Source organism: Streptomyces sp. B21-083 (genome assembly GCF_036898825.1).
Taxonomy (GTDB): Bacteria; Actinomycetota; Actinomycetes; order Streptomycetales; family Streptomycetaceae; genus Streptomyces.
The window spans coordinates 12755-31681 of the sequence record NZ_JARUND010000005.1; the positions used below are offsets into that span (position 1 = coordinate 12755).

Below are 18927 nucleotides of genomic sequence, written 5' to 3' on the forward strand. Positions count from 1 at the left end.
CGTTCTCGGGTAGGAGCTCACTCCGGAACTCGATACCTGTTACCGAGTCACCCATTCTTGGCCTCTTCCGGACGCGCTTCGGCGGTTCCCTTTTTGGAACTCGCGTTGTTCTCTTCCTGCCACCTGCGCCATTCGCCGAGCCACTTAGCGAGCTCCTCCTCGGAGTAGTAGGAGGTCTGCCCGTCTGTGATTCCCTCGGGGGGCGTGATCCCTCGTGCGGCGCCCCGCTTGAAATATGTCCGGGCGGTGGACGCCTTCCACGGGAGGAATCCCTTTTCGTAGGCTACGGCGAGGCTGTACGTGTCGGGGAGCTGCTCCTCCTGGTCCTCGACGAGCTGGGGGGCGGGGGCGGTGCCGGCGCCTGTCGCGCCCCCTGTCGTGCCTGCTGTCGCAAGGACCCCTGTCGTGCCCTGTGAGCTGGAAGAACTCCCCGTGATCCCCCTCTGTGTCGGGACGGCGACACCGGCGAACGCGACGGGGCCGTGTTCGCCGCCCGGGAGGAACTTCGCGGTGGCCGCGGTGGCGTTCACCTCGACGAGGATCTCGGGCGTGATCCACGGTGCCATTTCCCCGCGGTCGAACCATTCCGGTGCGGGTGAGCATTGCGCGAGCAGGGCCCCGACTTCGGGTGTGATGTAACTCGGCTGGACCTCACGGACGTACAGGTAATCGGCGTCGGGGTCCTTTTGCTTGTCCGTGTAGGCGCCGCGCCCCTTGATTTTCGAGTCGAACCCGAGAACTGGTGTGCTCTGCCCGAATGCCACGCTCCAGGAAACGCGGTCCTGTTGGCCGACTGCGATACGTGTCCCGATCTGAGCGCGTTCCATGGTTCCGCCGAAAAATGCGTTGGCGAATTGCTGCGTGCCGACGACGACGCGATGATTCGATGATCGGCCTTGCAGGAGGATAATCGCGAGCCAGTCAAGGAAAGGCGGCGTTCCCTTTCCTTTTATCCCGTACCGCCACCAGCTATATGCGAGCTTGATGAGCGTCGGAAGTTCGTCGATGACGAGCGTCCGGGATACGAGCTGATTCCGCAATGCCGGATCGGCTCCCTTTTCTGCTGCCGCCTCGGCCGCCATCATTGAGGCGAGGAATTCAGCAAACGCCGAGATGCACTCTCGCGTGGTTTTGTGGACGCGTACGCCCGAGAACCCTTCGGCTTCCTTGAGGCTGTTCCGCTTGGTGTCGAGAATGTCGATCAGTTCGCCATTCTGCCGACCGTGCACAACGGGAATATAGAGCACGGTCGATTTACCGGAACCGGTATCACCGGCCACACCCCAATGTGGGGTAGCGGTCTGCGTCTGGATCACGGCGTCAACGATCGAATTACCTTCGATCGCCAATCCGAAGAACACCCGGAACGGGTCTCCGGTCGACTTCCACGGGACGTAGTCGGGGAGGACGGGTTTCGGCGTGGGCTTCGGCTTGATGGTCCACTCGACGAAATGTTCCTTCGTCGTGCGCTCCCACCGGGACACCCATTCCCCGGGTACACGCTCCTCGATCACGCGCTCAATGGCGGCGACGGCCTCGGGGCCTCCCATCCATTTTACGGGCAGGCGCAGCACGATTCGGGCGTCATCGGCCGCCATATCGTCAGGTACCGAGAGCCACCGTTCCCGGGGTTCGGTCTCCTCCATGCGGAGGACCTGACGGACCGCCACCCACACGCCGGGTCCGTAGATTTGTCGATCCGTCCACACAGGCGATACGCGCCACCATCCGAGTCCGGCCGGACTGGTGATAGCGGCGACAATCGCCGCCCCCGCGACGGCGATTAGGGCCCACTCGGTGACGACCGGCGCCCGCCACCATCCGTAAACGGCCAGGAATGGCGCTAGACGGGCCGCTGAGCGCGCGGCGCGCGGCCATCGGTGCCAGATAGCGCAGACCCTCCCCACGCCCCGCAGGGCGCCCCACAGCACCCGCACGGGAGCGGTGAGCGCGCGGGCCGTCCGCCGGGCCCGGCTGGTCTTGCCAAGGGACACGGTCGGCGAGGAGCTGCGCGACGTGGCGCCGAGCTCGGCGACGGGCGTCTCGGTCTTCTCGTCGTCCGGGAGCGGGGCGCCGGCACGCCACCATGTGGCCTCGCTGCGCGGCGTCCCGTTGAGCTCGCGGCCCGACACGTACCGCCCGATACCTGCGGCGGCGTTGCCGAAGAACCGTTCAATGGAGCGGTTGAACTCGGCGCGTTCGGCTGGTGTCCCCTGATTGGCGAGCACAGCGACGACGACCATCACGGCGAACAGTCCGCCGCTGCCGAGGCCGAGCGCGCCGCCGGGGATGTGGTCGAGGAGCTCGCGGGCGTCCGGGAGCTCCGGTAGAGCGGTTTGCACTCCTCCCCCTCTCTGTCTCGCACGCCCGGTCGTACAGGCGTGCCGTAGTGATCCTCGCTCACGGGTGTGTCAGGGCACCGCCCCTTTCCCTGGCACAACGCGCGCCCGGCCCCTCCGGGACCGGGCGCGGGGCTGCGGGCGGGTCAGGAAGGGTCAGGCGTCGGGAGGTTGTCGAGGGCGAGCTCCCACGGGTACGCCTCGACGTCGCCGTGTTTCGGGCGGTGGGGACGGAACCCGCCCTCGCCGCCGCCCTGGCCGTCGTCGAGGAGGACCATCACCCCGGCGTCGCGCAGGAACGCGACACTGCGGGCGAGCGCAGGGTGTCGGGCCTGTGCGGCATTGAGGTACGGGAGGGCGACGAGGGGGAGGTCGAGGCCGATTGCCTCGGTGACCAGGCCGAGGGCGAGCGTGTCGCTTATGCCGGCGGCCCACTTGTTGAGGGTGTTGAAGGTGGCGGGGGCGACGAGGAGGGCGTCGGCGGCCGGGAGGGCGTCGGCCTGACTCGGGAGCTTGTACGTGTGCCGCACCGGGTGGCCGGTGGCCTCGCGCAGCTCGTCGAGCTCGCCCTCGGCGTCCTCGGTGGCCCACCGGTACGCCGAGGGGGTCAGGACGAGGCAGACGTCCCACCCTCGGGCCTGCGCGGCGCGGATACCGGTACGGACGTGGCGGGCGGGAGGGGCGGCGCAGGTGATCAGATACAGGGTTTTCACCCGGGCAGTCCACAGCGCGCGGCGAGCGCCCGCAACCTTCCTTCGGCGTTGCCGGTCCCCAGTAGGCGCAGGTCGTCGACGAGTTGGCGGGTCCGCGGTCGGCAGTGCACCTCTTCCTTTGCTTCGCTCTCGGCATCGAGGAGCACCCCGACGGCTTCCTCGCGCTTCCCGGCCTGTGTGTAGGCGCGGGCGAGGTCGGCGAGGTGATGCGCGCGGCGCTCGCGCGGGAGGTCTGCGCGGGCCGGGGCGGGGATGTCCAGGGCGACGGCGACGGCCTGAGCGCCTTCGGCGAGCTGGACGTGTGCGGCGACGCGGTACAGGGCGACATTCGTCCGGCCGAACGCGGTCCACAGTTCGTTGCCGTCGCCGTCGTCGCCGAGCTCGTCGGCGTGCTCGTCGGCCTGGTCGAGGAGGTCGGGCACCGCGCGGGCGGCCTGCGCGGCGCGGGCGTCGTCGCGGTCGGCGGCCGTCGCCTTGGCCATGGCGGCTTTGAGGTAGAGCATCCCGAGCGTGGACAGGCCGGACGGCCCGGAGCGGATGAGGTCGGGGCCGAGGCGGTCGGCGGCGGCCGTGGCGAAGTCGGCGGCGGCGTGCGGCTGTCCGTGGTTGGTCATCGCGTCGGCCAGGTGCCGGGCGGCACTCGCCATGATGACCGGATCGCCGGACCGCTCGGCGGCGAGCACCGCCCGGTGTCCGGCGATGTGCGCGAGGTCCCCCGACCCGAACTTGATCGCGGCGGCCTCGGTGAGCTGTAACGCCATCGACAGGGCGCGGTACGCGGCGAGTTGGTCCTCTCCGGTGTGCCGGGCGGCGGCGCGGTTCGCCTCGGTGAGGAGCTCGGGGACCAGGCGGCCGAGGCTGGCGAACGCCGAGGACTGGAAAGAGGTCCAGCCGTAGGCCACGCGGCGGCGCAGCGTCTCGACGTCGAGCGGGTCGGCGCCGTCGGCGTCGGCCGTCCCCGTGATCACGTCGTGCCGTTGGAGGGCGGCCCGGATCTGTTCCAGCTCGGCCGCGTCGACACACTCGACGGTGGGCCGGTCGGCGAGGAGGTCGGCGAGGTCGATCCCGAGGACTCGGGCGGCGGACTCAAGCACGGAGAGGCGGGGGTCTGCCTGTCGTTCACCGCTTTCGAGTTGCTGCACCCAACGGCGGGTTTTGCCCATGAGGGCAGCGAAGTCAACCTGTGTGATGCGGCGGCGCTCTCGCCAATACGCGATGCGGCGGCCGACCTTCCGAGCGTCCATGGGCACTACTCCGGGCCGAGCGAACAAGGCGCACACACTGTGCGCCTACGTTCCGTTGTACGCGCCTTACCGTCCGGATATGGCCAAGTCCCAAAACAGCGCCCATCCGAGTTGGGCCGCCCTCCTCGACCTCGACTCCGACACGTACGCACGCCTGCGATATGCCGGCCGTTCCGCTACGGACATGGTGGCGGTCGGTCAGGCGTGGGACACCGTGCCCGAGGGGTGGGAGGCCCTCGCCGTTGCGCCGCTCGCGCGGGGCCTCGCCGCGCTCGACTGCCTCGGCGTGCCGCTCGACGCCGGTTTTCCGGTGATCGCCGACCACGGCCGAAGCGAGCTGATCGTGTTGGTCGAGGCGGGCGGCGCCCATCCGCTCGCCGAGCTCCAGGGCGTGCGCGTGCTCCGGAGGGGAACGTCGTTCCTCCTCGTCCCGTTCGGGCCGCAGGGCGGTTACAACGCCGCGTGGCTGAGTCGCCCAACTCAAGGCATGGCGCGGTACGTTGACCCGTCCGCGCTGCGGGATGCGGTGCTCGTCGCCGAGGCGGAACGGTCGGAGCATTCCCGCGCCTGTTGACCCCGTGTGCGGCCCTCCCCCCCGTGGGGGCTGCGCACGGCCACCGAGGGCCCCCGGAGCTCGCGCCTTGCTCCGGGGGCCCTCTCATGCCGCAGGGCGCCCGCTCCGGGTGGGAACGGGCGCCCTGCGATGATGTGGGCCGAGGTCCCCGGCGATTCCAGCGCCGGGGACCTCGGCCGTTCTCACGCCGCCTTGGGCGGGCGGGTCTCGACGTCGACCTCGGCGGCGCGGGCCTCGCCCTCGACGGCCGCCGCCTCGGTGCGCTGCGCGTCCGCCGCCTCGGCCGCTTCCCCGGCCTCCTGGCCCTGGCGGGTCACCCATGCGGCGATGGCCTCGGGACGCTGCGCGGCGGGCAGGCAGCCGCGGTGACGGACGCGGTCCCGGCGCATGTGGCTGTAGAACATCAGCCCTTCCCACCCGCAGAGCTCGCAGCGAACGAGCCAGTGCACGTCACTGCCGGGGTATCCGGCAAGGGGGGTCCACGCGGTTTCCGCGAGACGGGTGAACGCACGCTCGGCGCTCTCCTCGTTGCGCGTCTGGTTCCACGGCTTCGCGAGGAGGTTCTCGGCGAGGTACGGAGTGATGACCGGCATTCTTCGGTCCCTTCCTTGGGGTGTCCTGCGGCTTTCTGCCGCACTCACACCCTGGCACACTTGCAACTCAACTACAAGTTGAGTTGCAAGTGTGCCTTGCGTCCCACCCTGCCCAAACGGGGCCGCGATCAGGGTTTATGACGGGAGATCATTATTTGTGAGCTGGGGGCATATGGGGTTGGCCGCACAAGGCGTACACACTGTGCGCCCAAGGCGCGCCGGTCCGCTCGTACGGTGCCGGATATGGCGCACTCTGAGCACACTTCCCCGCCCTCCGATCAGGGCCCCGAACACCTGCCCACCCTTCGGCCGGCACCCGGGGCCGAGGCCGTCCGGGTCGAGGGCCCGGCGTTCGCTCACGACCTCGTTCGTAGCCTCGACGAGGCGAGCGCGGCCGTCAGCTCCCTGCCTCCCCTCGGCCCGTCCGCCGACGTTTCGGTGAGCGCGCTCACCGCACTCGTGTGCACCGGCTCGACCCCGGCCGATGCCCTACAGGCCGCCGCCGAGATCGCACGGCAGGCGCCCAACCTCGAACCGCACTCCCTCGCCCTGGCGAAGATGCCGGGGCCCGTCGAGGGCATGTGGGAGTGGCACCTCACCTTGACCGTCAGCTCGCGTGATCCGGCGACCGGCGAGTACGGCGGTTCCACGCACCACACCGACCGGCGGCGGTGACGGCATGGCAGTACGCGCCCGCTACCGGCTGCGGGACTACAGGATCACGGCCGACCCGGTCACGCCTCCCACCTATCAGGCCGTTTGCGTGACCGGTGAAGACGCCGACTGCGGCGCCGACTCGGACCACCAGGAGACCGAGGCCGCCGTCGAGCGCTGGATCGCCGAACACACTCGGGACACGGGCCACGACTTCTACCGGCGGGCCCGGTGGGACTACGTGAAGTCGGAGCCGGGGGCATGGAAGTGACCGGCGAACGGCAACAACGCTTGTGGGAGCGCGCCGAGCGGCTCCGGATAGCGGTCGACACCGTACGGGCCACCCGGCGGGCCATCGCGCAGGAACGGGGCACACGCGGCGGCGGGGGGCCTTCGTAGCGCCCCCTCCCCCGCCCAAGCACGAGCGCCCGGCCCCTGATCAGGGGCCGGGCGCTCGTGTGTCTGTCCGCTGTAGGCCGGTCCTACCGCTCGACGACGGGCCGGTGAATGTCTCGATGCTCGGCAGTCACCTTGACCTCGGCGCCGTACTGCATGGCGAGGTAGTTGACCATCGCGGCCGAGCGGTGGCGGCCCCCGGCGCATCCGACGGCGACGCGCACCGTTCCCGCCGAGGGCCCGGCACGGAAGGACTCGACGGCGGCCAGGATCGCGCGGGCGAGCTCGGGAACGCCGTCGGTGTTGAACACCGCGCGCGTCACGAGTTCGTGCTCGGCGGTGAGCTGTCGCATCTTGGGGTTCACGTGCGGATCGCGGAAGTGCCGGCGCATGTCGACGACGAGATCGGCCTCGGGAGCCGGGCCGTGCAGGAACCCGAAGCTGACGAGCTCGATCTCGGGAACCTTGCGCAGCTCCTCGGCGAGCTCGGCCTCGGCCTCGGTGACACCCTCGGCGGCGCCCTCGATCCCGGCCTCGGCGAGACGGCCGAACACCTCGATCCGGCGCCGGGCGTAGGCGATCAGCTCGGCCGACGGGACCGGCGGCGGGACCGGCCTGCGGCCACTGAGGTACGGGGCGGCTTCCTCGCGAACCTCGGCGAATTCCCGCAGGTTGGTCCCCGGCCCCGTCTCCTTGAGCTCGTCATGCCGGGCGATGACCTCCTCGTACGCGATCCGGGCGGCGGTGGCCACGCGCAGCCGGTCGGACTCACGCTGTAGCTCGGCGAGTTCGCGCAGCGCGTCGAACGTGTCGAGGCCGGTGTCTTTGGTCATGCTCTCGGGTCCTCCCCCGGCCGCCGCGCGAATGGCGCGGCGGCCCTTGCTGGTACGGAACATGGCGTCGGGTCCTCAGCTCTCGTCGGTGGCTGCGGTCCGGCCTGCCTCGGTGATGCGGAAGAAGTGCGGGTGTCCGCGGTGCTCGCCCTCGGGGTCCGGCGCTCCCTGTACGTGGCCGCAATCGTCGATCGAGTCGGCGAGGCCGAGTTCTTCGAGGGCGAGCTCGTCGGCCTTGGTGACGCTGCGGGCGTCGATGCTGCCTTTGGGATGCGCGGCGGCCAGGCGCAGGGCGGCGAGCCGGTTCGGGGTGAGGCGGGGCGGCACCGGGTCAGTCCCGGACGGCGAGGTATGCGGCGAGTCCCTCGGCGAGGTGGTGTGTTGCCTGGTCGAGGAGGTACGCGCCGCCGAGCGGGCCGCCGAGCTCGTAGAAGTTGGCTTTGCCGGTGGCCTCGGCGGTCTTGCGCACCGGCCAACGGCGATCAATCACGTAGTGCGTGGCGCCGGACAGGGCGAGCGCGGCGGCGATGCTGCGGGGCCGCAGGCCGAGGCCGAGGAGGCGGTTCCCCACCAGGAGCGCGGCGCCCTGCGTGGCCACGTACGAGGCGACGTGTCCCGCGAGGGCCTTGTGACCCTCGGCCCCGGGCTTGGCCTTGTGCTGCGCCTGGTGGTCGCTCTGCACCCAGTGGTCGGCGACGTCGGCGGCGATGCGGAGGAGGGCGTACACGGCGGGGTAGGCGGCGGCACGGTTCACGGACATGCGGGCGGTTCCTTCCGATACGGGTCCGGGGCCCCGGGCGGGGCCCCGGCGGTGAGGCGGGCGGGGAGTGCCGGCACTACTTCCGGCGGTCGCGGTCGCAGTCGTGGGCCTTCGGGTCCGCGAGGTGGGCCTCGAACGCGGCGGCCTCGTACGGGGTCCACAGGCGGGCGGTGATCGTCCGGCCGCAGTCCTCGCAGGACCAGGAGCGCGGGCCGTTCAGCCGCCCGTACGCGAGGCGGTGCGCACCCTCGGTGAGGTCGGTCACCGTGCGGTCGACGGCGGCCAGGGCGACGATCCCGGCGACGACGATGCACGCGACGCGGGCGAATCCGCGGACGTCGTCGGCGAGCTGCTGCTCGACGAACCATGCGGCGGCGAGGGAGGCGGCGGCCGGAACGAGCATGTGCACCGCACCGAGGCCGAGGAGGCGCAGCCGTGCCGAGCTCGCAGTGATGGTGTGGACGACGTTGTTTCGGGTGGACGTGTTCACGGGGTCGGTTCCTTCCGATCGGGTCAGCTGTGGATGGGGTGCGGATTCAGCGCCCGGTCTTGGTCAGCTCGTGCGAGTGGCACAGGACGGGGCCGATCAGGAGGCCGATTCCGTTCACGGTCCACCGGCCCCCGGTGAGCGGGCCGGGCTCGACCTCGTCCACGATTCGGCCGGTCCTGCCGACCGCGCGGGAGTCGTCCGCACACGCGGTGATCTTGACCTCGTCGCCTGCGTCGAACTGCGGCATACGTTCTCCTTGATCAGCGGTTCGGGGGCCGGGCCTCGGTCGAGGCCCGGCGGTCGAGCGGGGGCGGTCAGACGTGGCCGTGCAGGAGGATGACGGCCGTCACGATGGGGAGAGCCACCATCACGACGAGGCACAAAGCGCGCATGGCGCGGGTCCTTTCGGGAGGACGACGGGCCGGGCGCTACTTGCTGACGCGGCCGTTGCGGGTCGAGGTCTGGACGTCGAGGCCGGGCCGGTTCGTGCCGTGCAGGCGGATGTTCCCGTTGTAGGAACGGGCCTCGATCCGGCCCGAGGCGGCGGGCGAGGCGGCGAGGCGGACGTTCCCGTTGTGGGTGATCAGCCGGGCGGCGCCGCCGCCGTACGAGCCGATTTCGGTGTCCCCGTTGTGGCCCTCGACGTCGGCCCACTCGGTGACGGCCTCAACGTCGGTGTCTCCGTTGTGAGTGCGGACCTTGATCCGTCCGACGACTCCCGTACGGACGTTGCCGTTGTGTCCGCTGTAGTCGAGGGCGGCCAGGGGGCCGGACACGGTGAGGTTGGCGTTCCGCCCGTTCATCTGCACGCCCGAACCGGCGGGGAGGGTGACGCGGACCTCGATCGCGCTCACGACGGTGCCGCCGCCGGAGATGCCGCCGGAGACGACTCGCCCGTTGACGATCGTCACGCCGGTCATGGTCTGGCCTCGGCCGACGCTGGTCACGTTCTGGACGAAGTTCACGCCGCCGCCGTGGAAGCTCATGTTGCCCATGACGACGGTGGACCCCTCGACCTCGGGGACCGTGATCGACAGGCGGTTTCCGTCCTGCGTGATGCGCGAGCGGCGGACGGCGTCGGCGGCCGGGCCCTTGGTGTCCTCGGTGCTGATGACGACGCGGGCGGCGGTGGCGGCCGGGTCGATCGTGACGAGCACCTCGCCCATGTCGGCGCGGACGGCGGCGAGGATCGGCCCGGCGGCGGTGGCGTTGAGAGTCTGCTCGGTCATCTGTCTTCCCCCTGTTGGGTTCGGTGGTCGGTGCGTTCTCACGATGACACAGGTTGCAGCACAACTACAAGTAGAACTGTCAGTTGGCTTGAAACTTGCGAGGGTTTCCGGATACGGCGCCGGACATGCCGGCGCCCCCGGGTCCGGTCTCGCGGCCCCCGGGGCGCGCACGGGTGGGCGGCGGCCTGGTCAGTCCTCGGCGCCGCCGTCGTCCCCGGCGCCGCGCATCTTGCGCTCGTGCCGTCGTTCGCCTGCGGCCCCGGCCTCCCGGATGCCGTCGCGGGCGGCGCCGATGCCCTCACGGCCGAGGTCGGCCACCGACCCGACGGCCGAGGCCCCGGCAGTGGCCACCTGTCCGGCAGCGGCGGCGGTCTGTCCGACGGCTCCCGCCACGGCGGCGACGGCGCCGAATGCTGCGGCCAGGCTTCCGCCGGTCGCGCGCCCGGCGGGCTTGGCGGGCCCGGCCGGGGCGGTCTTGCCGGACTTCGCGGCGGCGGCAGCGGCGGCGCGGGCGGCCTTGGACTGCGCGGCGCCCTGGCCCTTGGCGACGAGGACGCCCTCGATGGTTCCGGCCTTGAGGACCAGACGGAACGGCTTGCCCTCCTCGGCCTGCGAGAGCGTGTGGAGCTGGGCCGTGGTCAGGTTCTCGACCTGAAAGAAGCACTGCGCCCGGCTGCGGCGCTTACCCGAGTCGTCGGCGTGCATCTCGCCGCATGTCGCGTTGATGATGCCGCCCGAGGGGATGAGCGTCAGCTCGCGCGGGACGCTGCCCGCTCCTCGGCTCGGGCACCGGACGGGGGCGCCGCCGACGGTGAGTTTGCGGATCTTGAGCGCGGTCATGTGCGGGGCCCCTATCGGTTGTTGATCGTGGCGGTTGCGGTGGCCTTGGCGCGGCCGAACAGTCCGGCGGTGGCCGTGGCCGTGGCGGTGGCGGTCTGCTTTCCGCCCCGGCCGCGCTTGACGACGGCGGCCACCAGGGCGATGACGAACGCGAGGACAACAGCGAGCTTCGCGAGGAGGACCAGGGCGGCGGCGAGGGTGGCGGCGGCCTCGGCGAAGAACTTGAGGGCGTAGGCGGCCAGGGCGAGCGAGGCGGACGCGGAGACGAGGAGGAGCGCCGTCGTCTTGGCCCATGCGGGGACGGCGGTCGAGGCCGGGGCGGGGGCCGCGGTCGCGGTGCCGGCGGGGGCGGAAGCGTCGGCGTAGTGGTAGATCGTGCGGCCGTCGAGGGTGCGGACCTCAACCACGGTCGGGATGGCCTCGGGGGCGGCGGCGGGGCGGTATGCGACGGGGTGACCCGGCATCGGCTCGGGACGGTAGAGGGTGACGGCCTCGGCGCGCGTGTGGGTGGCCTCGGTGTAGTCGCGGGCGGTGTTTTCCATGATCGGCGGCGCTCCTCGGCATGATCGCTTTGCGTGGGTTTGTGAAGTCGGTACGGGCCGGGTCGACTCGGGTTATCGCAGGTCAGGGGCCCGTACGGGGCCGGTACGCGGGCCGGGGGGACGGTTTGGCGTACCGGCCCGGGAGGGGTCCGTACGTACGGCGTACCGGGCGCTGACCTGCGGCGTTCCGATCCGTACGGACCCCGTCCCGAGGGGCATATCAGCCCATACCGGCGGCCTTGCGGAGGTCGGCCAGGTAGTAGCCGTTCGCCCTTCCGCCGCTCGTCCAGCTCCGGACGGCGAGGGTGCGGTCGGTGCCGTCGAGGGCCTCGTCGAGCCTCTTCCGCAGGGCCGTCCCGCCGGTCCGGGCGTAGGTGGCCTGGTCCTCCTCGCCGACGCCGAGGGCGGCGGGCGCCCATGTCGCCGGGTCGAGTTCGGCGAGGCCGTCGAGGATCTCGGCCGTGGCGAGGCGCTCGGGGTTCTTCCGGTCCTCGAACACGGCGATCAGGTCGGCGAGGATGCCGCCGACGCGGGCCGCCCGTCCGGCCTGCCCCGCCGCTTCCCCGGCCAGAGTGCCGGCCTCGATGCGCAGGGCCCGGCCGCGCTCACAGATCGCCCGGAATCCGGGGAGCTTGATGAGCAGGGAGCGCATGAAGCGGAGTCCGGTCTCGTCGGCGTGAATGCCCATGCCCTTGAACGCGGGGGCGAGATCCTTTGCGTTCCAGCCGGACGCGCTCGAACCGGTGCCGAGGACGGAGTCGCTCATCTGGTACGTGGCGCACAGGTGGGCGATGCGCTGCGGGATGGCGTCGCGCAGTGCCGAGGGGACGGCGTCGCCGGTCGGCTTCTGCGAGGCGAGAATCGGAATCAGGCCGACGGCCGGGCCGACCTTGGCGAGGGTGATGAGCGCCTTTTCGATGCGCTTGCCGTACGTGAGCTTGTCGTCTTCCTCCTCCTTGCCCTCGTCCTCCAAGTACCGCTGCAATTCGTCGATGATCAGGACGACCGGGTAAATCTTGTGAACCCGGGTGATCTGGGGCGTGAGCTTTCCCTCCGGGCATTCCTCGTCGGGGAGCTCGAACAGCGCGTCGTATCCCTCTTCCATCTCGTGAACGAGGTCTTCGAGAACGTGCGCCAGGCGGCGGACGGCGGGCTCGGTGACGCCCCGGATGTACGCCTCGGCGAGGAGGGCCGTAGCGGACCAGTCCTTACCGCCCTTGCCGTCGGCGACGATCATCCGGCACAGCGGGTCGAGGACGGCCGCCGCCGCAGCCGCGCGGGCCGTGAAGGTCTTGCCCTGGCGGGGCATGGCGCCGACCAGGAGGCCGAAGAACAGGAGCTCGATCGCGGTGACGTTGCCGGTCTCGTCCACGAACGTCGGGGCGCCGTCCCAGATGTCCCACCGTTCGGCGGTCTCCAGCGGGGAGGGGACCGGGTCGCCGCCGAAGGGGTGGGAGTCGGCGACGCGCATGTATACGCCGCCCTCGTGCCCGTCCTGGCGGATCGAGAGCTGAATCGCGTCCACGGCCAGGGCCGCGGCGAGGGGCTCGCGCTTGGCCGCAACTTCCTTGGCGGTCTTGCCTGCGGAGCGGGGGAGGTCGAACCGGACGACGCTCGCCTTATCGCCGGGCTCGCGGGCGATGAACCCGCGAACGGTGACCTCCTCGCCGTCCTTGAGGATGCCGACGTTCCGGGCGCGCAGCGCAGCGTTCAGGCCCTCGTCGGTGAGGACCCCGGCCCCGGTGAAGTCGGGGGCGTCCATCAGGGCGAACGTCCCGTCGGGCTGGCGGCGGATCAGCTCGCGGCGGCCGAGGGCGTACAGGACGCCGAACACCGGGAGGAGGATCGGCGCGGCCATGATCCATCCCCAGGTCTCGCCGAGGGCCAGGAGGGCGGCGGTGTAGGTGGTGCAGCCGGTCAGGCCGTAGACGGTGATCGGCTCGCGGCGGCGGGCCTTGGCCTCCTTGCGGCGGTCGGCGCGCAGGTCGGCGATGTGTTCCGGGCCCGCCTTGGTGCGCCTGACCTTGTCCGCGATATCGCCGTACTCGGTGGCCCCGAGGTACGACCAGGCGTCACGGGATGCCACGCGGGCGCCGAGGGCGCTCACCTTGGCCACGCGCCACAGGTAGACCGGGGAGCGCAGGGCGTGGAACTGCGCGGCATTGGTCCACTCGGCGCGGCGCTGCCGCCACACGCCCGGGTCGGTGAGGGACTCGGGGACGAGGGTCCGCAGGTTCCAGCCGTCGCGCTCGTCGAGGATTTCGAGGACACCGGCCTCGTCCTCGGCCGGGGTGCCGGCGGGGGCGTCGACCTTGTCGAGGCGAACGGTCCCGGTGGCCAGGTCGGGGAGTCCGGCCGGGGTGGCGCGGACCGCGTCGCGGGCGGCCTCCTCGATGCGGGTGAGGGTCTCGGCGTCGCGGTAGGGGGCGAGGTCGACGAGCTGCGCCTCGGTCTCGATACCGCGCTCGGTGTCGGTGGTGGACATGCGGGGTGTTCCTTTCTCGGGGGCCCGGCCGCCGGGGGCGGGCGGCCGGGCGTGGTGCGTGGGGCGAGCGCGGTGTCAGGTGGTGGGGCCGAGGTCGGCCTCGTCGAGCTCGGCGAGCGCGAGGTGAAGCCGGGCGCGGGCGGTGTCCGATCCGCAGCCGACGGCCGTCCCGTAGGCGAGGGACTGCCGGGCGTCCTCGGCGGCCTGCCATGCCTTGGCCACGTGGGCGTTCGACATGGGAGCCGTCTCGAACACGAGGTAGACGAGGCCGAGTTCGGCGCAGGCGCGGCCGAGCTGCGGGTGATGCGCGGCGGCCTCGGCGTCGGCCTGGTCGGCGAGCTCGGCGGCGATCTGGCGGTACACGCTGCGGTCGGTGGTGATCACTTCGCGGCCTCCTTCGCGGTGGCCTTGGCCGCCTTCTTGGTGGCGTTGCGGACGGCGAGGGACTTCGCACCGGCCCGGAGGAGGGCGGGCCCCCAGAGGATGAGGGCCAGGAGGAGGGCGCCGACGAGGGCGGCGGGGCCCCATCCGTTCTCGGGGACGAGGCGGATCATCACGTACGTGCCGGCGGGGGCCGCGAGGATCAGGGCGCGGGGCGGGGTGTGGGAGGTGGCGCTCATCGGGCGTTCTTCCTTTCGGCCTTGACGTGGTCCCGGAGCCGCATCGCGTAGCGGTAGTTACCGCCGCCGATGGTCTGCCGGACGTTCTTCACGGACAGGTTCGCGGCGCCGCCGAGGAGGTCGGCGAGGGCTCGAACCTGTGCGATGTGGGCGGCGTCGAGGGGCTTGTCGGGGACCTTCGGAGCAGTCCGACCGGAGACTCGGCCGATCGCTTGCTTCCCTTTGCGCCCAAGGGTTTTCGCAGTTCGACCACCCTTGCTCGGTCCGCCGTTCGGGCCGCCCGAGGAGCGGCGCGCGGCCGGTCCGTCGTCGCCCCCGTCCGGCGGGAAGAGGTCCCCGAGGAGCTGCTCGACGGCGAGGGTTTCGACCCCCACGCCGTGGGCCGCGGCGAGGGCCTTGTCGGCGTGGCCCCGGCGGGCGACGACGCGGGCCGTGGTGGCGAGCTCGGCGCCGTGCTCGTCGCGCCACGCGGTCCGCCACGCTTCCTCGGTGTCGATCGTGCCGAAGGGGTGCGCGGTGAGGATGTCGGTGTACCGGCTGTAGACCGTGGGGAAGCGGCGGCGGCGCTTGCGGTCGTGCCGACGGCGACGGCGGTCCTCCCGGCGCTGCGCCTTGGTGCGGGTCGACTTGGTTCCGTGACGGCCCCAACCGCGGACCTCCCAGAAGAAGACGCCGGCATAGCTCGCGGCGGCGAGGACCCATGCGAGCCACCCGCCGGACGACTCGGGGGCGTGGCTGTAGTTGATGACGGCGGCGAACGTCGCGCAGGCCCACATGACCACCCGGAAGCGGCCGACGGGGCGCCCCTCCCTTTTGGCTCGCTCGCCGGACACGGTGGCCACCCATGCCCCGGCCTCCAGCATCACGGCGAGGCACAGGGAGATCACGCCGGGGAGGCTCTCGCCGTTGAGGGCGCGGAGCTGGAAATAGAGGGCGGGAACGATGCCGCAGGCCATGACGAGCAAGGCGCCGACGGTGTCGCCCTCGGTGCCGAGCTTGGCGAACAGCTCGGCGCGGGCCTTCTTCCGCTCGGCCTTGCGGCGGGCCTTCTCGCGCTTGCGCTCGGCGCGGAGTCGACGCTCCTCCTCCTGCCGGGCCTCCTCGTCCTTGCGGCTCTGCTCGGCGCGGGCCTCGTCCCGGATACGGGCGGCCTCGGCCTCAGCAAGGCGCTCCTTGCGGGCGGCCTCGGCCTCGGCGAGGCGGTCGCGGCGGTCCTCCTCGCGCTCGTTCTTCCGGTCGAGGCGGCGCTCCTCGTAGTACGACGTACTCACTTGGTGATCTCCTTACGGGCGCCTCGGGGGGCGAGGAGGCAAAGGGGGCAGTGGGGGAAGGGGCGGCCGACCCGGTCGGCGCGGATGCCCTCGGCGGCGAGGAGCGTCCCGACGGCGGCGGCGGTGAGGGCCTGTCCGGTGTGTCCGGCAATGAGCGAGACGACGAACCAGTCAGCGGCCAGGAAGAGGACCACGGCCCCGGTGGCGATGTGGTGGACGGCGGCGAGGATTCCGCAGGTCGAGACGGTGAGGAGGCGCCGCGCGGTGGCGGTGGTCATCGGGTGGCCTCCTCGTCGGCGAGGGCGCCGAGGCGGTCACGGTCGGCGCGGCGGCGCTGCTCGGCGGCCCACAGCTCGGCGCAGCGGCCCGACTGGTGGGCGGCGGTCTTGGTGGGGACCTTGTGGACGCGGAGCGTCTCGGGGGAGACGTCGCGGACCAGGGCGCAGGCGGCGGCGCTCATGCCGTGCGTCCGGTCGGGGTCGAGGTGCGGTGGTAGGTGACGGCGGCCCGGATGGCGAGGCGGGCGAGGATGCCGGCGCCCGTGAGGAACGCGGCGGCCTTGAGCGCGGTCACCAGGGCGGTGAACAGGGTCACCAGGAAGGGGGCGGCGGCGTAGACGAGGCCGACCAGGACGAGGACCAGGGCCAGGAGGGCGGCCGGGTGCAGTCGGTCGGCGCGGCCGGTCAGGTCGCGCAGCGTGCGGGCGATGGTGCGGCGGTCGAGCTTCACGCGGCCCACCGCCCGGCGAACACGTCCTCGGGCTCGTAGCCCTTCGCGTCGTCCTCGCGCTCGATCTCCTCGACGATCCCGGCGACGAGGTCGAGGGACGCGCCGCTCGGGATGTAACCGGAGTCGGCCATGTCGACGAGGGCGTACAGCCGGGCGTACTCGTCGAGCTCGCTCTCGGCCTCGATCGGGCCGAGGACGAGGTCGATGTCGAGGCCGAGCTCGGTGGACAGGTCCATGCGGGTGGGGGCGATACCGGCCGCGGAATCGGTCGTGCCGATTCGCAGGACACCGGCGCTTTCGGGCATGGTGGTGCGCACGCGGATCACTCCTTTGAGCAGTCGGGGTGTCCGCCTAGCGGCCTCGGAGCGTGGACAAGACGCGCCGGGGCCGTGCCCGTTTCCAGGCGTGGCGGACTAGTGCAGTTCCGGGGCCCTTGTGGGCCTTGGTTCTGCCGTGCCGTGCGGCACACCAGAAGTAGAGCACCGAATGGAATCCATTGCAATAGTCTTGGATTCCATCCATGCTGTGTTGGCAGCCGAAGACGACCGGATGGGTTGCAGATAAGGTGACCGCATGAAAGAGGACGAGCCGCGCCGAGCGACATTCCGCGCAGTCGCCGACGAGGTGCGCGAGCGCATCAAGGGGGGCACTTACGCCCCTGGTACCAAGCTCCCCACCGAGGGAGAGCTCGCCGACCAGATCGGCACGAACAGGGGGACCGCCGCGCAGGCGCTGCGCCTGCTCGCGTCCGAGGGGCTAATTCACAAGTCCCGGCGGGGCGCGTTCGTGCACCGGATCGTGACCAAGATCCTCCGGGACTCGACCTCTCGGTACGTACGCGCCCGCCGCGAGGAGGGCCAGGCCCGGGGCGCGTTCGAGGCCGAGATCCGCGGACTCGGCCTGACCCCGTCATCCGTCACCGCCACCCATCACATGCAGCCGCCGGCATGGGTGGCGGACCTCCTCGGGGTAGACGCGAACAGCGTCTCGACGCTCGCCCGGGTCCGGCGGATGCTCGCCGACGACGTCCCGGTACAGCTCGCGACGTCGTACCTCCCTCTGGAGATCGCGGCAGGGACGCGGCTCGAAGAGATCGACACGGGCCCCGGCGGGTCGAAATCACGGCTCGCCGAGCTCGGTCACGCACAAGAGCTGATCACGGAAGAGATCGAGGTCAGGACACCGACCCCCGAGGAGGTCGAGGCGCTCGACATGGCGGAGGACCAGCGCGTTTTCGAGATCGCCCACATCGGGCGGACCGAGGACGGCCGCGCCGTCGAGGTCACCGTTCACGTGCTGCCCACCCATCTTTGGCGCCTGTCCTACTCCTGGCCCCTCGGCCCCACCCACTGACCACCCACACGGAAGGGACTCCACTGCACATGGCACAGAACACGATCACCGAGACCGGCGGCATCGTCCGCGACGCCCGCAGCCGCTACCGCACCGCGCAGCGCGAGGCCGACGGCGCACACGGCGCGTACGAGAGCGAGACCCGCCGCAGCGGGGGAAGCCCGCGCGCCGAGGTGTCCGTGAGCCGGGCCGAGGCCCCGGCCGACGTCGCCGAGCTCCTCGGCACCGAGGGGCCGGTCGTCGTCCGCGCCCGGAAGATGTTCGACGGCGGGCGCCTGGTCCAGCTCGCCGACACATGGATTCCGGCCGACGTCGCCGAGGCGGCCGGGATCGAACAGGTCGACACCGGAGCGGGCGGGATCATCTCCCGGATGCGCGAGGCCGGATTCGACCAGGGCGCCGAGGCCGTCGAGGACGTCAACCAGCGTCCGGCCACCGCCGACCAGGCCGCCGCGCTCGGCGTCGAGGAGGGCGCCCTCCTCCTGACCGTGACGCACATCGGCGCGACCGCCGAGGGGCGCGTCGTCGAGGTCACCCGGCACACGCTCGGCCCCGGCTGGACGCTGCGCTACGCGGCCCCGCTGGACTGACCCGCAGCTCGCGCACACCAAAAGGCGCCCGGCCCCCCAGGGGTCGGGCGCTCGGCGTTTCTCTCCAAATGGAGAGGTCAGGGCCCGGAGATCAAGGCCACGACGAGGACCTCGCGCGCGGCCTCGTCGACCCGGTACAGGACGGACGTCCACGCCATCCGGCCGCCGACCGTAAGCAAGGCGGTGTAAAGGCCCCCGACGCGGTCCGGGTACAGCTCGCCGTTCACGTACGGGTCGGCGGCGAGCCGCGCCTCGAACGCGAGGATGGCGGCCCGTTCCTCGGCCGTGGCCGTGGCCAGTCCGGCGCGGCCGGTGTCGGAGTAGACGACAGACCACGGAGTGCCGGCGGTCACCGGCTGGACTCCTGGCGGCCGTCGGCGCCGAGGATCTCGGCCGAGGTCCAGCGCCGGGCGGCGGGGTCGGTGGACCCGGCGACGGCGGCGAGGATCTCGGGCCGGGTGCGCATGACGAGCCGGTGCCGCCAACTGCGGACGAGGGCGGCGTACTCCTCGGGGTCGTCGAGGTCGAGCTCGCCGAGCTGCGCCTCGAACTCCTCGCGATCCGCAGCCGAGGCCGCGGTGAGGGCGGCCCGTAGCTGAGTGACGGTGCGCGGGCCCGCGTGCGCCTGCGTGCGGTAGGGGTCGGGCCTCTCGGCCGGGGCTGCACTCATGA

27 protein-coding genes are annotated in these 18927 nt (G+C 71.7%); 5 read left to right on the forward strand and 22 right to left on the reverse strand.

Annotated elements, in window-relative coordinates:
- Window positions 1-47 precede the first annotated feature (47 nt).
- The 3 genes from QA861_RS46715 to QA861_RS46725 form a co-directional block, all read right to left on the reverse strand.
- Window positions 48-2342, reverse strand: coding sequence for a type IV secretory system conjugative DNA transfer family protein (locus tag QA861_RS46715; protein WP_334595257.1), 2295 nt, complete (start codon window positions 2340-2342; stop codon window positions 48-50).
- A 143-nt stretch (window positions 2343-2485) separates the two neighbouring features.
- Window positions 2486-3052, reverse strand: coding sequence for a flavoprotein (locus QA861_RS46720; RefSeq protein ID WP_334595258.1), 567 nt, complete (start codon window positions 3050-3052; stop codon window positions 2486-2488).
- On the reverse strand, window positions 3049-4296 hold the full coding sequence (locus tag QA861_RS46725) for a helix-turn-helix domain-containing protein (RefSeq protein WP_334595259.1): 1248 nt from the start codon (window positions 4294-4296) through the stop codon (window positions 3049-3051). The genes QA861_RS46720 and QA861_RS46725 overlap by 4 nt, the downstream gene beginning before the upstream one ends.
- 79 nt (window positions 4297-4375) lie before the next feature.
- Between QA861_RS46725 and QA861_RS46730 the strand changes: the two genes are divergently transcribed.
- Entirely contained in the window at window positions 4376-4870 is a 495-nt protein-coding gene (locus tag QA861_RS46730) for a hypothetical protein (RefSeq protein WP_334595260.1), read from the forward strand.
- A gap of 182 nt (window positions 4871-5052) precedes the next feature.
- Here QA861_RS46730 and QA861_RS46735 read toward each other — a convergent pair whose 3' ends face one another.
- Window positions 5053-5463 carry a hypothetical protein gene (locus QA861_RS46735; protein ID WP_334595261.1) on the reverse strand — a complete coding sequence of 137 codons (411 nt, stop codon included), beginning with the start codon at window positions 5461-5463 and terminating at the stop codon, window positions 5053-5055.
- Window positions 5464-5706: 243 nt separating this feature from the next.
- On the opposite strand from QA861_RS46735, the gene QA861_RS46740 reads away from it, so the two are divergent.
- Both QA861_RS46740 and QA861_RS46745 read left to right on the forward strand, forming a co-directional pair.
- On the forward strand, window positions 5707-6138 hold the full coding sequence (locus QA861_RS46740; RefSeq protein ID WP_334595262.1) for a hypothetical protein: 432 nt from the start codon (window positions 5707-5709) through the stop codon (window positions 6136-6138).
- 4 nt (window positions 6139-6142) lie between these two features.
- Window positions 6143-6388, forward strand: coding sequence for a DUF7848 domain-containing protein (locus QA861_RS46745; RefSeq protein ID WP_334595263.1), 246 nt, complete (start codon window positions 6143-6145; stop codon window positions 6386-6388).
- A gap of 211 nt (window positions 6389-6599) precedes the next feature.
- On the opposite strand, the gene QA861_RS46750 is transcribed toward QA861_RS46745, so the two are convergent.
- From QA861_RS46750 to QA861_RS46825, 16 genes are all read right to left on the reverse strand, one after another.
- Entirely contained in the window at window positions 6600-7346 is a 747-nt protein-coding gene (locus QA861_RS46750; protein ID WP_334595264.1) for a RapZ C-terminal domain-containing protein, read from the reverse strand.
- A gap of 75 nt (window positions 7347-7421) precedes the next feature.
- On the reverse strand, window positions 7422-7673 hold the full coding sequence (locus QA861_RS46755) for a hypothetical protein (RefSeq protein ID WP_334595265.1): 252 nt from the start codon (window positions 7671-7673) through the stop codon (window positions 7422-7424).
- Between the two features lie 4 nt (window positions 7674-7677).
- Window positions 7678-8106, reverse strand: coding sequence for a transcriptional regulator (locus tag QA861_RS46760; protein ID WP_334595266.1), 429 nt, complete (start codon window positions 8104-8106; stop codon window positions 7678-7680).
- Between the two features lie 76 nt (window positions 8107-8182).
- The gene (locus QA861_RS46765; protein ID WP_334595267.1) at window positions 8183-8596 is read right to left on the reverse strand and encodes a hypothetical protein; all 414 of its coding nucleotides are present in this window, start codon (window positions 8594-8596) and stop codon (window positions 8183-8185) included.
- A gap of 46 nt (window positions 8597-8642) precedes the next feature.
- Window positions 8643-8843 carry a hypothetical protein gene (locus QA861_RS46770; RefSeq protein ID WP_334595268.1) on the reverse strand — a complete coding sequence of 67 codons (201 nt, stop codon included), beginning with the start codon at window positions 8841-8843 and terminating at the stop codon, window positions 8643-8645.
- Between the two features lie 181 nt (window positions 8844-9024).
- Window positions 9025-9825 carry a DUF4097 family beta strand repeat-containing protein gene (locus QA861_RS46775; protein ID WP_334595269.1) on the reverse strand — a complete coding sequence of 267 codons (801 nt, stop codon included), beginning with the start codon at window positions 9823-9825 and terminating at the stop codon, window positions 9025-9027.
- A 189-nt stretch (window positions 9826-10014) separates the two neighbouring features.
- Window positions 10015-10665, reverse strand: coding sequence for a hypothetical protein (locus tag QA861_RS46780; protein ID WP_334595270.1), 651 nt, complete (start codon window positions 10663-10665; stop codon window positions 10015-10017).
- 11 nt (window positions 10666-10676) lie between these two features.
- Complete coding sequence (locus tag QA861_RS46785; protein WP_334595271.1) at window positions 10677-11207, reverse strand: hypothetical protein; 531 nt, start codon at window positions 11205-11207, stop codon at window positions 10677-10679.
- 220 nt (window positions 11208-11427) lie between these two features.
- On the reverse strand, window positions 11428-13692 hold the full coding sequence (locus QA861_RS46790) for a hypothetical protein (protein WP_334595272.1): 2265 nt from the start codon (window positions 13690-13692) through the stop codon (window positions 11428-11430).
- A 75-nt stretch (window positions 13693-13767) separates the two neighbouring features.
- On the reverse strand, window positions 13768-14076 hold the full coding sequence (locus QA861_RS46795) for a hypothetical protein (RefSeq protein ID WP_334595273.1): 309 nt from the start codon (window positions 14074-14076) through the stop codon (window positions 13768-13770).
- Window positions 14073-14312, reverse strand: a complete 240-nt coding sequence (locus QA861_RS46800) for a hypothetical protein (protein ID WP_334595274.1) — start codon at window positions 14310-14312, stop codon at window positions 14073-14075. Before QA861_RS46800 ends, QA861_RS46795 begins: the two co-directional genes overlap by 4 nt.
- On the reverse strand, window positions 14309-15583 hold the full coding sequence (locus tag QA861_RS46805; protein ID WP_334595275.1) for a DUF2637 domain-containing protein: 1275 nt from the start codon (window positions 15581-15583) through the stop codon (window positions 14309-14311). The genes QA861_RS46800 and QA861_RS46805 overlap by 4 nt, the downstream gene beginning before the upstream one ends.
- Entirely contained in the window at window positions 15580-15861 is a 282-nt protein-coding gene (locus QA861_RS46810; protein ID WP_334595276.1) for a hypothetical protein, read from the reverse strand. The genes QA861_RS46805 and QA861_RS46810 overlap by 4 nt, the downstream gene beginning before the upstream one ends.
- Window positions 15858-16043 (reverse strand): hypothetical protein, encoded by a 186-nt coding sequence (locus QA861_RS46815; protein ID WP_334595277.1) that lies wholly within the window; start codon window positions 16041-16043, stop codon window positions 15858-15860. The genes QA861_RS46810 and QA861_RS46815 overlap by 4 nt, the downstream gene beginning before the upstream one ends.
- Window positions 16040-16312, reverse strand: coding sequence for a hypothetical protein (locus tag QA861_RS46820; protein ID WP_334595278.1), 273 nt, complete (start codon window positions 16310-16312; stop codon window positions 16040-16042). The genes QA861_RS46815 and QA861_RS46820 overlap by 4 nt, the downstream gene beginning before the upstream one ends.
- On the reverse strand, window positions 16309-16629 hold the full coding sequence (locus QA861_RS46825) for a hypothetical protein (protein WP_334595279.1): 321 nt from the start codon (window positions 16627-16629) through the stop codon (window positions 16309-16311). Before QA861_RS46825 ends, QA861_RS46820 begins: the two co-directional genes overlap by 4 nt.
- A 256-nt stretch (window positions 16630-16885) precedes the next feature.
- Here QA861_RS46825 and QA861_RS46830 point away from each other — a divergent pair, with 256 nt between their 5' ends.
- Together QA861_RS46830 and QA861_RS46835 are read left to right on the forward strand one after the other, a co-directional pair.
- Entirely contained in the window at window positions 16886-17665 is a 780-nt protein-coding gene (locus QA861_RS46830) for a GntR family transcriptional regulator (RefSeq protein WP_334595280.1), read from the forward strand.
- Between the two features lie 29 nt (window positions 17666-17694).
- Entirely contained in the window at window positions 17695-18255 is a 561-nt protein-coding gene (locus QA861_RS46835; protein WP_334595281.1) for a UTRA domain-containing protein, read from the forward strand.
- A 77-nt stretch (window positions 18256-18332) separates the two neighbouring features.
- Here QA861_RS46835 and QA861_RS46840 read toward each other — a convergent pair whose 3' ends face one another.
- Both QA861_RS46840 and QA861_RS46845 read right to left on the reverse strand, forming a co-directional pair.
- Window positions 18333-18608 (reverse strand): hypothetical protein, encoded by a 276-nt coding sequence (locus QA861_RS46840; RefSeq protein WP_334595282.1) that lies wholly within the window; start codon window positions 18606-18608, stop codon window positions 18333-18335.
- Complete coding sequence (locus QA861_RS46845; protein WP_334595283.1) at window positions 18605-18925, reverse strand: hypothetical protein; 321 nt, start codon at window positions 18923-18925, stop codon at window positions 18605-18607. The genes QA861_RS46840 and QA861_RS46845 overlap by 4 nt, the downstream gene beginning before the upstream one ends.
- Window positions 18926-18927: the final 2 nt, after the last annotated feature.